The sequence below is a fragment of the Pseudomonas sp. H1_A03 genome, assembly GCF_054685145.1.
The window spans coordinates 1,467,261-1,482,172 of the sequence record NZ_CP162829.1 but is presented as its reverse complement, the minus strand read 5'-3'; the positions used below and the strand labels follow the sequence as shown (position 1 = coordinate 1,482,172).

The 14,912-nt window shown below is 59.9% G+C and carries 7 protein-coding genes; 1 reads left to right on the top strand and 6 read right to left on the bottom strand.

All coding sequences use genetic code 11. From position 1 onward, the window contains the following. The first annotated feature begins 167 nt into the window (after positions 1-167). Positions 168-425 carry a hypothetical protein gene (locus AB4O35_RS06885; RefSeq protein WP_065872837.1) on the top strand — a complete coding sequence of 86 codons (258 nt, stop codon included), beginning with the start codon at positions 168-170 and terminating at the stop codon, positions 423-425. Between the two features lie 416 nt (positions 426-841). Here the strand turns inward: AB4O35_RS06885 and AB4O35_RS06880 are convergent, their stop codons facing one another. From AB4O35_RS06880 to pgaB, 6 genes are all read right to left on the bottom strand, one after another. Then, entirely contained in the window at positions 842-1,198 is a 357-nt protein-coding gene (locus AB4O35_RS06880) for a hypothetical protein (RefSeq protein WP_460149576.1), read from the bottom strand. An 82-nt stretch (positions 1,199-1,280) separates the two neighbouring features. Then, positions 1,281-8,957 (bottom strand): two-partner secretion domain-containing protein, encoded by a 7,677-nt coding sequence (locus tag AB4O35_RS06875; protein ID WP_460149575.1) that lies wholly within the window; start codon positions 8,955-8,957, stop codon positions 1,281-1,283. A 28-nt stretch (positions 8,958-8,985) separates the two neighbouring features. Further along, a complete protein-coding gene (locus AB4O35_RS06870) occupies positions 8,986-10,710 on the bottom strand; it encodes a ShlB/FhaC/HecB family hemolysin secretion/activation protein (protein ID WP_065945765.1) in 1,725 nt (574 codons plus the stop codon). A 366-nt stretch (positions 10,711-11,076) separates the two neighbouring features. Continuing rightward, on the bottom strand, positions 11,077-11,559 hold the full coding sequence (gene pgaD / locus AB4O35_RS06865; protein WP_065872807.1) for a poly-beta-1,6-N-acetyl-D-glucosamine biosynthesis protein PgaD: 483 nt from the start codon (positions 11,557-11,559) through the stop codon (positions 11,077-11,079). A 2-nt stretch (positions 11,560-11,561) separates the two neighbouring features. Continuing rightward, the gene (gene pgaC, locus AB4O35_RS06860) at positions 11,562-12,905 is read right to left on the bottom strand and encodes a poly-beta-1,6-N-acetyl-D-glucosamine synthase (protein ID WP_065872808.1); all 1,344 of its coding nucleotides are present in this window, start codon (positions 12,903-12,905) and stop codon (positions 11,562-11,564) included. Between the two features lie 2 nt (positions 12,906-12,907). Beyond that, positions 12,908-14,911: a poly-beta-1,6-N-acetyl-D-glucosamine N-deacetylase PgaB gene (pgaB, locus tag AB4O35_RS06855; protein ID WP_460149574.1), complete on the bottom strand. Its 2,004-nt coding sequence runs from the start codon at positions 14,909-14,911 to the stop codon at positions 12,908-12,910. Position 14,912 lies beyond the last annotated feature (1 nt).

The following is a 14,912-nucleotide window of genomic DNA, read 5'->3' as shown; positions in this document are numbered from 1 at the left end:
CGCCTGCAAAGTCGTCTTATGACGGCTGTGCGCGGGAGACCTTCGGGTCTGCCGGTTTTCTCTACTGCCGGTTCGCCAACCTGCGTACAGCTGTCACCCATTCGTTTGGCGACGGTTGAGTGATGGCATTCATCACTTAAGTAGAGAGTCCAAAAATGAATAGATACATGCCCCTGACAGGCCACGATTCAGCTATCCCGGCGCTGCTGATCGACACGCAAGCGCCCCTTGATGTTCTCTATGACGCCGCCACGTACCGCATTCGTGCGGTGACTCAGTTTTTGGAGAACCTTGCGTTTCGGGAGGAGATCAGCAGTGATGCGATTGTGCTGCACGACTTTGCACTGTTGTTGGCAATTCCGCTGAGAGATGGGTGTGATTTGCTCGATGTGATTGGGCGGAAGTTGAATTCACAAAATTCATAAATAAAAATGGGCGGTTATTTTCATAACCGCCTTATTTGAAGCATTTCACACAGATAAAAATAAAAACTCAATTTTTAAAGAACGCAATATTGCCAAGCAAGCTCCACTCACACTCACACAAAAAACGTTGCCTGACCCCGATTACCACTGAACAAATCCGTTTCCTTTATCTCAGTAATACCGTGTACTACCATCCCCCATTACCAGATATATAAGACTTGACATACTTCCATCTCGTGACGATCCAATACGCGGAAAATAAAAATGTAAGAGGAAATCCGATCCAGTTGTAAACCCACGGAGAGTCCGTACCCAAGACAAGAGTAATCACAGCCGCGATGAGCATTGCAAGTACCAAGCTAATAGCCAATATCATAAAAAAAAGGGAGATGGATAAAAAAAACCCATCTATCCATTTATTTTTTCTCATGCGAAACCCCCTCATAAAAAGTATACCCTTTATCAGCAACAGACTTCAGATACAGTGTCAGTGCTGAGCCATAGGGTACTGCTTTTCCAAAAACAAACTTATTATTATCAAAACTATGCACGGTAACTCCGAACATCGAGTTAGGCTTATTAAGTCCGTCCGCCAAGCCCATTTTAAGAGGAACCTTAACGAAGCCAGAGCCCAATGACAATGCTAAATCTGCACCACTATAAATAACAGGTCCATAACCGCCAGGAATCTCATTAAATACTTCTTTTACGGGGTTATAGCCACCCCGGCTATTGTTGAAATGATTATAAACTCCCGTAATACCTTCTGACACGTTGCCGAGCCCGAAGGTCCCCATCGGAATGCCGAAGCCGCACCCGACTAGCGAGACACATAATGCGTAACCCGCCGACACGCTAATCGCTCCCCCCTATCGCGGCAGCATCCTTTGTCACCGGAAGGGCATCGCGTGTGCTGAAGTCAAATACGGTATCGGTCATTGAGTAATTGAAGAGCCCTTTGTCTTTTTGCGCATTTACCCACTCAAGCTCCTTGCTCAAACCGACCATATCGGTCTCGCTCAGATATGCATCGTGATATTCCTTCGTACCCCTATCCAAATGAGCCCAGCACTTGATGATGTAGCACGTGGCCTTATCCAGATTGGCCTCCGTGAAGTCGCCTTTCTGCGCCTCAGCCTTAATCGCAGCTATCTCGGCCTCATGAGCAGCTCGGTTATAGACGTCTACCGACATCGCATTCCCCGCCGCAACAACAGCGCCAGAGGTACCGTTGCCAGAGCCGACTACAGTCCCGACGCCTGCTGCGATAAATGCGGCCATCGCATCTTGATCCACACCCTTGATACCATTTTTACCCAACGCATCCGCAATGCTCGGCATCAAGGCCGCAGAAGCCCCCGCGCCCAACGCACCGCTCTGCACACTGCCACTGGACAACCCCATAGCCGCGCCCGCCAGCGCATGCAACATCACACGCGCCGCGCCTCCTTCAGCCCAAGCCGCCCGAGTGGCCGCATCTGCCTTCGGATCAGTCGCACGTGAGTGGGCGTAATCGCCAATTTTATTGAAGATATCGCTGGAGGCCGTGTTAGCGACAATACCCACCGTCGTTCCCACAGGTGCACCACCCAGCCCTGCCGCAATCAACCCGGTCGCAATGTCTGCCATTAACTTCTTGTCGCCACCAACCTGCCAGCGCTTGGCTTCCGCATAAGCGGCATTTGCTGCGAGTACCGTTCCAGCGGCGTCCGGCGAACCGGCTTCGGTCTGGGTTTTGGCTTTATCGGCCAGTGCTTTCGCCTCGTCCGCCTTCGCCTTGCCCACCGCACTGATCACTCCACTGGCCAACTGCGCCGAGCTTTGGATCAGGTCGATACGTTCCTGCATGGCCTTTTCATCAGGCCGGTCGAGCTTCTGATTGGCATTGGCAGTGTCGCGGTTCAGCCCGACTAGGTCATTGGCGCCTTCGGCATTGCGAACCACAATCGTGCCTTCGCTGACCCCGCTGCGGGTGTAACTGTGGTCTTTATCCTTGAGTGCTATCGGGATGGCGCCGCCCGGCGAGGTGCCGCCGCCGCTGCTGGTGGAGACCGAGATGCTCGCCGACTGGCTCTCGATCTCACTCTTGTTCTTGATATCGCTGACGATCAGACGATCCGTGCTGAGGCGGTTGTTGTCAGCGCTGGCTTCGCTGGCAATCACCGCGCCTTGCAGGGTGGTGGTTTTGCCGACATTGATGTCGTAGCCGCCTGTGCCCGCATACAAGCCGCTCTGGTTGGTCACGCCCTTGTAGTCGCTGTTCATCTTGGCGGCGGCAAGGTTCGCCGAGGCGGCGACGGTGGAGCCGTAGCAGAACGGCGGCACGCAGATGCTCGCGCCGAAGCCTGCGCTGTTCTGTTTGCTGCGCGATGACTCGGTGTCCTGGAGAGAGATGATATTGAGGTTGCCGCCAATATCGGCCTTGATCCTGTCCGCGCGAACCTGGGCGCCTTTGAGGGTGGTATCGCCACCGCTTTGCAACAACAGGCTGCCGGTATCGAGGGTGCTGTTGACTTGAGTAACGGAGTTACCGTTGCCATTGTTCTTGGCACCCTGCGCACCGAGGTCGAGGGTGAAACCGTTTTGCTCGCCAATATTGAAGCTGGCGCCGATGGCGGTTTTGGTTTTCGACCCTTCGTTTTTGCGGTCGGTGGTGTTTTGTGCGCTTTGCATCAGCACATCGTTTTTGGCCAGCAACAGGGTGTTGGCGGCTTTCAAGCGGCTGCCGGTGATCTGGATATCACCCTGAGTCCCCGCCGCCGCGCCTGTGGCAACGATCGACAAGTCTTGCCCAGCGTTGAGCGTGCTCTGCTTGGCGGTGGCGCTGTTGAATTCGCTGCTGTTCTTGCTGCGGTTATTGGCCAGTTCAGTGCCGATCTTGATCAGCGAACCGTTGCCGGGCGTGCCGCCAGTTTTGTTTTTGAAGCCGGAGCTTTGTGCATTGGCGTCCGACGCCTGGCCGTTGAGGTTGTAGGCGGCGAGGGCTGCCTGAGCAATTTTGACTGCCTTGAGGCGTGGGTCATCAGCACTGCGCGCCGCTTTGACGGCATCGCGCATGCTGGTGGCGGTGTCCACCACCGAGCCCGCGATCACACGCCCAACCGCCAAACTTTTTGAACTGTCCTGACTGGTCTGACTGACCGTCTCCATTCCCGAAGTAACGGTGACATTCGCCCCGCTCAACTCCATGTTCTTGGTGCTCACCAAATCACTGGCCACCACCTTCAACTCACGCCCCGCCGTCAGCGACACGTTGCCCGCGCTAGAGCCAATCGTGCTGCCGGTCAAGGTCATTTCATTGGCTGTGCCGTTGTGTTTGGAGCTGTTGATGTACAGCTTCTGGTTGCCGGTCATGTCGTCCAGACCGAGCTTGTTGCCGGTCAACACGCCGGTGAGGTCGCGGTTCTTCTCCTTGTGCATGTCGGTGCGGGCGAAGGTGTTTTGCGCCGCGTCGATGGTCAGGTCGCGGCCGGCTTGCACGGCGAGGTCGCCGGTGCTGACCAGGTTGGAACCGGTGACCGTGGCGTCGCGCTTGGCGGCGACGGTGACGGTTTCGCCGGAGACCATGCTGCCCAGGGCGGTGGTGCGTTTTTCGTCGACTTTGTCTTGGACTTTGCTCGACTTGAGGCCGCCCCAGCTGCTTTTGCTTTCCTTGCGTTCGTGGCGGGCGCTGTCTGAGTTGCTGACGGCGAGAATGCTCACATCCTGGCCCGCGACCAATTGCGTCGCACCTTTTTCGGCAGTGACTGAGCTGCCCGCCAGCAGCAAGTTTTCACCGGCCACGACGGTGCTGTTTTTGCCAGCGCTGACGAGGCTGCCGACGTTGTTCACGGCGTCGGTTTCATCGAGGCGGAATTTCTTGCCCTGGGAAGTTTTCTTGGTCTTGCTGTAGAAGCTGTAGTCCTGGTTTGCAGCAGCCTTGAGCTCGAGGTTTTTGCCGGAGACCAGGTACGCTTCGTTGCCGGCATTGACCTGGCTGGCGACCAATTGCAGGTTCTGCCCGGCGCTCAGGGTGGCGTCGCCGCCGGCCTTGATCACGCTGGAGACTTGCTGCACGTGGTCTTCGATGCTTTTGATCTTTTTCGAGTTGTAGGTCGAGTGCTGTTCGTTGGCTGCCGCGATGGCGTTGAGGTCGCGGGTGGCAATCAGGTTGACGTCGCGTTTGGCCTCGACCTGGCTGGCCACGGCGCTGATGTCGCGCCCGGCGATCACGTGCAGGTCGCGGCCAGCCTCGACCACGGAGCCTTGCTGGGCGATGGTGGTGAAGTTGGAACGGGTGCCGATGGCGCCGCTGTCGAGGCTCTTCGAGGCGGTGATGTTGACGTCGCCTTTGGCCTGGACCGCCATGTCAGCGCCGCTCTTGAGCACGCCGCCGACGTTGTTGATGTTGCCACCGGCTTTCAAGGCCAGATCGTTGGCCGATTCGATGCGCGCGGCGCTGTCGACGAAGTCGCTGCGTTCGGTGCGGTAGCTGCTCGCGCTTTCGTGGGTGGTGACGCTGCGTTCGTTGAGCAGGTCGGCGCCGGCGGCGAGGTTGACGTTGCCCGCGCTGATCACACCGCCCGCACGGTTGCTTATGTTGTTGCCGGCCAGCACATCGAGACGGCCGCCCGCTTGCATCAAACCGCTGTTGGCGAGGTCGCCGCCGACGTTCGCCAGCAGGCTGCCGGTGGCGCGCAGGGTGCCGGCGTTATTGAGGTTGCGGCCAGTGATCAGGCTCACGTCACTGCCGGAAATCAGCGCGCCATTGGGCGCCAGGCGGTTGTTTGCCTGGGCCAGGTACAGCACCGGCACCAGCACTTGTTGGCCGGCGACGGTGGTGTTTTCCAGCCACACGATGTCGTGGGTCAGGGCCGCGACTTGTTCGGCGGTGAGGCTGACGCCCACTGACAGGTTGAGCGCAGTTTTGCTGCTGATGGCGTTGTCCATCAGGTGCTTGAACAGGTCGGCGTCGCTGGTCTGGCCGTCGATGAAACGCTGGCCGGTACGGGCGAGAACGGCTTGCTGGATCAGGCGCTGCTCGTAGAAACCATCGCCCAGTCGACGTTGTGCCGTCTCGGGGTCGTAGCCGAGCCGGGTCAGCATGTAGTCCGAGCCCAGGAACTGACGCATGTCGGTAAACAGCGGGTTGGTTTCGATCAGGTATTTGTGCGGGCTGGTCGCGAACTGGCTGGTGGGCAGGCCGTTGGCGCCTTTGCCATCGTTGAGGTGGAACAGGCTGTTCTGCCCGGTGGGCAGGTCGAAGCCCGGCAGGCTCAGTGGGTTGACCTGTTGCTGGGTGAGGTCCGGCGGCAATTGCGAGTTGAGTTTGACCTCGGTCGAGTAGCCGGGTGCATGGGTGTTGGCACCGCTGCCGACGTAGGTGTAGCCACGGTTCACGACACGGTTATCGATACCGTCCTGGGCCTTCACGTCCACGGCGCCACCGGCCTGGATCACGGCGGCGTAGCTTTGGTCGGGCGCCATCAGTTGGGTGGTTTTGCTCAGGGCGGTCTTTTCGTCTTGCATCTTGCCGATGAACGAAGCCAGGCCGGCTTCGACACCGTCCATGTTCTGGCCCGCCGCATAGCGCTGGGTGAAGGAGGCCGCTTCGCGGTACCAACCACCCGGCTTGCGCTCACGTTCGGAGGTAAAGACCCGGTCGTATTGGGTGTCGTGAGTCACAAGGCCGACGTTGCTCAGTTGATTGACGCGCACGGTCATGGCGCCGCCGGCGGCAATGCTACTGCTGCTGTTGAGCAGGTCGCCGCCGCTCAGCAGCATGTCGCCGCCGGAGGTGATGCTGGAACTTGCGGTCGCGTCGCTGACGATAAAGTGATCACGCACGGTGATCTGGAACGGTCGGTTCTGCTTGCCGCCGTCGCAGTCGCCACCGGTCACGCCAAAGATACAGGCAGTGGGTGTGATCGAAGCGCTGTAGATGCCCGATTGGGTGGTCAGCACGGTACGGATGTTATCGATCGTGCTGGCGGCCAGGATCAGGTTGCGCTCGCTTTCGATCGTCCCCGAACTGTTGATGATGCTGGTGGCCGCCGCGCCTTGCCCGTCGCGATCGACGCGCAGGTTGCCCATGGCGTAAATCGTGGCACCGAGGTTTTTCAGGCGGTCGGTGCGCAGGTTCATGTCGCCGCCGCTGAAGATCAAACCGTGGTCATTGAGCAGGTTGTCTACGGACAGGTCGAGGTTGCCTTGGCTGGCGACGGTACCGCCGACGGTCCAGTCCAGGCCTTTGCCGACCAGGCTGCGAGTGCCGAGCAATTGGCCGGTGGCGGTCTGTTTCAGGTTGTCGACGTTGACGGTCAGGCGCCCGGCCTGGATCGCCGTGCTGTTGGTCCAATCGGTTTTGTCGAGGGTCAGGTCGCCGTTGGTGACCAGGCTGCCGCCGACGTCATCCAGGCTGATGCCGCTCAGGTCGAGCACGCCGGTGCCCACGTGCAACACCTTGCCGCCGGTGTTCTGGAAGGTGTTTGCAGCGAGGCTCAACTGGTCGTTGGCGGTTTCCAGGCTGCCGCTGTTATTCAACAGGCCGCCGATGGCGTAGCGGGTTTTACCTGTGTTGCCCAGGGCGCGCATCTGGCCGCTGTTGTTCAGGCCGGCGCTCGCGACATCGAGGGTCGTGGCGCTTTCGATCAAGCTGCGGTTGGTCAGGGTACCGCGCAGGTTGACGTCGATCCGGTTGCCGGCGATCTCGCCGCCGTTGTCGACATTGACCCCGGTAAGGCTCACACCGCTGCCGGCGAACAGTGTGCCGTTGCCGTTATTGAAGTTGATCGCGTCAACCACTGCGTTACCGGCTTTGGCGGCGATGCGCCCACCGTTGTTATCGAGGGTACCGGCGGTGATGTTCAGGCCGCCCTGCTCGCTGTGGATCAAGCCGTCGGCGCCGTTTTGCAGCAGGCCCGTCGTGGTGATTGCCACCCCGCCGTTGGCGGCGAGGGTGCCTTTGTTCTGGTTATCGATGCTGTTGGCGAACAGCGTCAGCAGGCCCTGGCTGGCGAGCTTGCCGCCCTGGTTGTCGATGTGGGCAGCGCGTTGCACCAGCAACGGCCCGACACTCGCCAGCTTGCCGTTGCGGTTGATCAGGTCGCCGAGCAGATCCAGGGTGATCGCACCGCCACCGGTGAGGTTGCCGGCGCTGTTGTCGAGGCGGTTGCCATGCAGGGTAAACGCGCCCGTGCTGTCGATGATGCCGCCCTGGCTGTTGTCCAGCAGGCCATTGACGTTGAGGGTTTGTGTGCCGTCGCTGAGCAACTGGCCCTTGTTGCGGTTGTCGACGCTATCGGCGGTGACGTCCAGCGCCTGCCTGGCGCTCATCGTACCGCCCTGGTTATCCAGGTTTTGCGCGGCAGTGGCGGTGAGGGTGCGATTGGCGATCACCGTGCCAGTGTTGCTGATGTTCTGGCTGTCGAACGTGACGTCGCCAACGGCATTGCGGGTGTTGTCGGCGTTGACCCCGGCTTCAATGATGCCGGTGTTGGTCAGTTGGCCGTTACTGGCCAGGGTGATGCTGTCGCGAGCGGCGAGAGTCTTGCTGTTTTTCAGCGTGCCCTTGGTCTGCGCCTTGAGGCGGGTGCCCGCATAGACCGCGCCCTTGGTCTCCAGGCTCGCGGCCTTGATATCCACCGCGCCGCTGGCGGCCGCCTGGGCCATGCTCAAGTGGCCGTTGGCGTCGAGCTGAATATCGCCGCCACTGGCGGCCAACGTACCGTCGAGCTTCACGCCAACGCCGGCTTCAGTGCCCACCAGCTTGATGGCGCCGGCGTACATGCCGCCCAGGGCCGAGGAGTCAATCGCCAGTTCCGGTTTCGCGCTGCCGTCATCGGCGCGCACGGTGGTTTTCAGGCTTTGCGCGTCGACATCGTTGCGCCCGGCAATCACGGTGAGCTGGCGTGCGTTGATCTTTGCATTGATCTTGGCGGTGCGGGTGATGATCTCGAAACGGTCGACGTTGCTGGCGTTCAAGCCCTGGCCGTCGATGGTCACCGCACCGCCATCGACCTGGTAGTGATCCAAGCGGCCGACTTTATCGATGACGGGTTTGCCGGTGGTCAGGGTGACGTTGGGCGTGTTGATAAACCCGCAGCCGTTGCAGCTGACACCGTAGGGGTTGGCCACGATGACCTTGGCCGACTGGCCCGCCACTTCGGTGTAGCCACGCAACTGGCTGGGGCTGCCACCGTTGACTTCGTTGAGGATGACGTTCGCCGCGCCACCCTTGAGGTTGGGGTTGCCGACGATGATCCCGCCCAGTTGGGTGCTCTGCACCGCGCCCGTGGCATTGTTGAGAATCACGCCATTGGGGCCGACGTTATAGTCCTTGAACTGGTTATGGGACAGGCCGCTGCCATTGGGTGTGGCGATGTTCACCACCGGCACGCCATTCCCTGCCTGGCCAACCGTAGTGCCCGGGCCGCTGACCGCAATGCCGTCGGCCTGGGCCAGCAGCGGCTGCCAGAACAGCGCGTTGGCCAGGATCAGTGCCAGGCCGCGTTGGGTCAGGCTTTTCAGGGCGGTAGCAGGGCGAGCGTCCATATTCAAAATCTCAAGGCAGCGGTGTTGATTACAGGAAAAAATCCAGGCGGAAATAGATCGGCGCTTCGCGCTCGGTCACCACGCCAGGTCGCTCAAGGGAATGGGCAAAGGTCACGCTGGTGCTGACGTTTTTACCGCGGGCGAACAGCTCCAGGGAGTTACTCGACACGCGACCATGCTCGTCATCGTTGTAGCGATCGTTGCGAATCACGCCCTGGTCATAACCGACGCTGGCGCCGTACTCGGCAAAGGCCGGGCGCATCCAGTCGAGGGTGACCGGGCGCGCCCAGCGCACTTCGTTACGCCAGTAACCGCCGCTGTCGCCGTTCAGTTGCTGGTCCTTGAAGCCGCGCACCGAGTACGAACCACCCAGGCTCATGCGTTGCGCCGGGTACAGCACGTCTTCACTGCGCTGCCCGGTGGCGAGGCTGGAAAAACTCAGCGACTCGCCCCACAGCGTGAAGGGCTGCAGGTAGCTGACCGTGGCGGTGTACTTGCGATAGCGCGGGGTCGCCGTGAGGTTGCCGTTGGCATCCCGCTCTTGTTGATTGCTTTGCGCGTCGAAGGCGCCAATGCCGTTTTGCATGCCGACGTCCAGGTTGACGAAGGCATTGCCGATACGTCGGCCATGGGTGAGGCCGACTTGAAATTCGCTGAGGCGGTTGCTGCTGGTCGACAGGCGCGAGTCAAGCAGGTAGTTGTTGGTGCGCAGGTGCGACAGGCCGACGTTGACCGAGGTCTTGCTCACATCGTCGCGATGAATAACGCGTTCGGCACGCAGCTGATGGTTCTGGCTGTCGCCGTTCTGCTTGAGTTTGAGGTCATCCAGCATGAAGAAGGTGCGGTATTCGCTTTCGCTGTAGGTGTAACTGAAGTTCCACCAGCCCCACGGCAGGTTGTAGTAGAGCATGCTGCTTTTCGAGGTTTTCTGATGGTCGCTGATGGCGTCGTGGCCGCCGCGCAGGATCAGTTGATCGGCCAGGCCCAACGGGCTGTCCCATTCAAGTCCCGCGCCCCACTGCTGTTCGCCGGTGCTTTTCTGGCCGTCGTTGTTACGCGACAGGCTGGCGCGCCAGGGCTTTTGCGGCACGTTCTTGACCAGCACTTCACTGCCGCCTACTTGGCTGCCAGGGGTCAATTCCATCTGCGCCTGCTTGGACGGCAAGCGGCTGAGCTGGTCCACCAGCTGCTCGACTTCGCGCAGGTTGAGTGCTTCGCCGACCTTGCCGGGAAACGCCATGGCCAGCTCGCGGTCGGTCACGCTGCTGCCCTGTGCGCCCTTCAGCCCTTCGAGTTTGCCTTCCACCACCAGCACCTGGAGATGACCGCTGGAGAGGTCTTGTTGCGGCAAGTAGGCACGGCTGGTGACCCAGCCTTTGGCGATGTAGTAGTCGGTGATGACTTTGAGCAGTTCATTGAGCTGCGCCACCCCCAGGCATTGGCCGACATAGGGTTTGAGCAGCAGTGTGCGGTCGCCGCCGGACAGGCTGTCGGCGCCCTTGAGTTCGATGTCCTGGATGGGAAAGCAGCGGGTATCCGCCGGCAGTGCGGGGGCCTGGGGCTTGGTGTCTTTGCCGGGCAGGTCCTGGAGTTCTTCCAGGCGTCGGCGCTGCTCTTCGAGAAGGCGATTCTGGCGGTCGCGGATCAGGTCTTGATCCCCTGGCGTAGGGGCGGCCATGGCGCTGTTCAAGCTCAAATAAGCGAGCAGGAAAGTGCATAGCAGATACCGAGTCCGTGGCGTTAACAAAGACATGTTCGATCCATCGAAAATCAAGGGCGGCAAACTAACATCGAACTTCCGCTTACTCAAAGAACAGAGCAAGTTGAATAATTATTCAAGCTGTTCGCGCAACTCATTGATTATTAACAATTAAAAACTATCAAACAGACATACGACTTATTACTGGAAGTTATATTCCGACAAGCGGCAGCTGTATTGATGACGATTTCGCCGGAGAACTTAATAATTGCCACTAGTTGGCCATCAAGTTCTTGCCGAGATAAGTTAGTACCGAAAAAGTCAGAAAAGTTCGCGGAGGTTTTGTGAATTGGATCCCACTTATCGGTATTTACCAAAATCGTTCCCACGTTGCATGGGAACGATTTTCCAGCGTTCTTCTTAGCTGGCGTCTTTGTTCTGATCCTTGCCTGGCACCAGGGTCAACCCAGGTTTTTCTACATCACGGGAGACATGGGATTTCACCTCCGCGACACCGCCTTCCTCGTCGTTATGGATCACCAACACCCCAGGCCGACGCAGTTGCTCAAGGTCACCTTCGCCGAGGCTGAAGCTCTCGCTCAGGTTTTTGTCAGTAAGCGCCTTGGCCTCGGCCCGGCGCTGGGCGAACTTGCGACCTCGGCGTTGTTGGTAGCGCGCCCAACTGATCAGGATGACGGCGTTGAACAGGGCGATCCACAGGTAGATCTGCAGGGTATTGAGCGCGGCGAAAATCGGCGCCTCGAATCGAGGGCCACCATGCGTCTCCAGCATCGACGTAATCCCACGTGCCAACAACCAGATCAAGCCGGCCCAGGCCATCAGGGTCAACAGTACATCGATGACCCACATCACGGAGCGTTGGCGGGTTCTGACCAGTTTCATGATCACGCCTCCTCATTTTCGAGCGGTTTGATACCACGGTCCGGGCTGACCCAGCGCGCACGCTTCTGATGCTGGTTGAACAGCACTTTTGGAAAACTGACCAGGGTGGTAAACAGGCTGACCAGCCAGAACACCATCGGGTACCACACTGTCCAGAACAGGGTTTTCCACAGGTCTTTCTCGTAGCGGCGGTCAATCAGGATGCTCACCGCAAACTGCAGCAGGCACACCATCGCCAACACCAACCCGGTAAACGCCGGCGGCATCAACGACTCGACAGCAATCGCTTGTGGCAGCGGGATGAATTTGCCCACGCCCCAGAAGATCACCGACAGCAAAAAGGTGAAGGCCCAGCCGGTGGACAGGCAGTATTCGAACAGCAGTGGCCACAGGTAGCGGTGACGCCATTGCCAAATGCCGCGGATATTCTTGAACAGCACTTCGGCGCCGCCCTGGGCCCAGCGCAGACGCTGTTTCCACAGGCCACCGACGGTTTCGGGCATGAGGATCCAGCACAGGGCACGGGGCTCGTAGAAGATGCTCCAGTGATCGAGTTGCAGCTTCCAACTGACATCGATGTCTTCGGTGATCATGTCGGTGCTCCAGTAGTCGATGCGGTCCAGCGCCTTTTTACGGAACGCCACCACTACACCGGACACCGTGAAGATCCGACCGATTACCCGCTGCGTGCGCTTGATCAAGCCGATGATCGAAGAGAACTCGCCGACCTGCACGCGGCCGATCAGGGTCGAGCGTGTGCGGATGCGTGGGTTGCCGGTCACGGCGCCCAGGCGTGGGTTGTCGAGCATCGGCGCGACCAGGTAGGCGGCCGCGTTTTTATCCAACAGCGCATCACCGTCAATGCACACCAGGTATTCGCTGCGCGCGGCAACGGCGCCCATGCGCAAGGCCACCGCCTTGCCCTGGTTCTGCGCCAGGTGCAGCACGCGCAAGCGTGGATGCTGCAAGGCCAGGGCATCCAGTACCGCTGCGGTGTTATCCGAAGAACCGTCGTTGACGGCGATCACTTCAATGTTCGGGTACACCTGGGCCAGCGCGGCCTCCATGGTGTCGGCGACGTTCTCCCCTTCGTTGTAGCAAGGGATGATGATCGAGATCAGCGGGTCGCCGGCCAACGTTGGGGCCGGCGTGTCCTCTTGCCAGGGCCAGTGGCGCTCCCAGTGCAGCCAGAAATACAAACCGCCTGCAATCCACAACCCTGACATGAACAGCGGGTAGAAAAACACAAAGTCCATCAGGAACTGCCCGGTGACCAGGAAGATCAGGCCCAGGGGCACACCCAATACCAATGCCAGCACGAATAAAGCCAGGATTCTGTCGAACATGGTCAAGGGTTCCATTGGTTGGAAAGGGCCGGACGCACAGTCTTCAGGTCCGGGGAGTTTTCCAGGAAGTTGTCCGGGTAATAACCAAAACTCGTGACACCCTGGCGCTTGAGTACGCCCATCCATTCAGCCAACTGCGTGGCGCTGATATCCGGCGCGGCCTTGGTGCGCCAGTCTTTGGCTTGCAGTTCGAATACGGTCCGGTCGAGCGCACCGGGGCGAGCCTTGACCGTGGCCACCAGTTTTTCCAACCAGGCGTTGGAGTTCTTCAAGGTCTGGCCTTCCATCAGCGGCATGGCCATAGGCGCCGTCCAGTCGTAGGTCTGGAGGAAATCATCGAGGTTTTGCGCAAACCAGGCTTCGCTGCCGGGGTTGAGCATCGGCTCGGCGAAGATATTGCGCGCGGTCAACACCTGCGGACCACGGATGGCGCGGAACTTGGCGGTCAATTCGTTGGTGAAGTCGATCAGGTAGCGGCTCTTGAAGCGGGTCCAGCGTTGCATCACTGCCGGGTCGGCGCGCAGGGCGGCGATGGTGTTTGGCAGGCCGTTGGCGGCGTACACCTTTAGCGCTGCGGGGCTGGCGTCTTCAAAGTCGCTGAGCAGCGCATCATCGTGGTACAGCACGCCGTCGACGGCACTGTTGCCGGTGCTCGCCAGGTCCTGGTAGATCTCGCCGATCATCTGCCGCACCTTCGGATCGAACGGTGACAGGCGCTGGTATTGATCCGGATCGATGCTCACCTTGCCGGTTTCCGGGTCCCAACGCGTCACGCGCGGCAATTTGGAGTCGAGGGCGAAACTCAGTACCGGCATCCAGGCAAACACGCTGGCGCGGGCACGGGTGTGCAACTGCCAGGCGACACGGTTGAATAGATCGGCACGCATCGGCAGGTGGCGGTTGGGGAAGTACAGCGAATGCACCAGGCCGTCACCCTTGGGGTCGGCGTAGGCTTGCAGGAATACGGTCACGGAGCCCATATCCACCACACGCTGTACCAGCACATCGAGGTTGCGCGCCTGTTGCACAGGGTCGGGGTCGTAGACGTGGTCCAGGTCCACATGCAGGACGCGCAGCGGGGCCTTGGCCTGCACCGAGACGATACTGCTGGCAAAGTGCTCGCCGTCTGGATCGGAGTCCACCAGAAAGCGCGGGCTGTTCATCAACTTGTTCGAGTCGTCGAGACCGTCGTCCAGGGTCAGCGCCATCTCATAACCGTGCTCACCTACGACCGCGAGCGAGGTGCCGTCGGCTGCGCCATACGGCCATACCCACACCCGGGGCGCCTTGCCGGTGACTGCACGAATCTTGTCTGATATCGCGGCCACGTCAGCCCGCATCCGCGCCTGGAACTGCGCTTCGGTTTCATAGCGATTGGTCGCCGGATCAAAGCGCCGCGTCGTGGCGGCCGGCTCCAGGTTTCCCTGGGGGTTGGCCAGGATGCCCTTGTGATTGGCGTCGGTATGGGCAGCGATTTCCACCAGGCCGGAGCGGGACACTTCCCGAATCTGCTGCCAGGTCAGGAAGTCGCCCCGTGGCCGTGGCGTACCGGCGAAGTCCACCGGCTGGTTCAACGGCGTATCGATCCAGCTGCCTACCGGCGCGAGCAATGCCGGCCAGTTATAGGCACGCAAAATCGGCATCACGCGGGTGTAGAAGCTGGAATAGCCATCGTCGAAACTGAGCATCACGGCTTTGGTTGGCAGTGGCGGCCCACCCCGGCGAGCGGCAAGGACCTGATCCACGCTGACCGCCTGGTAGCCGTTCTCCCGCAGCCAAGCCAACTGCTCGATCAAACGCTCGGTGCGCACCGCCGCCACCGCCTGGTCGGGGTCGGTATCATTGACGTCGTGGTAGGCGATGCCCAGGAAATGGTTTTTCGGCCACGGCGCTTCATTGGCCAGTATCGGGCGCTCGGCGGGTGGCGTGAATGGCGCGGGTTGCTGGGCGCAGGCGCTGGCCAGCAATACGCCCAGGACCAACAAACAACGGCTGAGGAGGGTCATG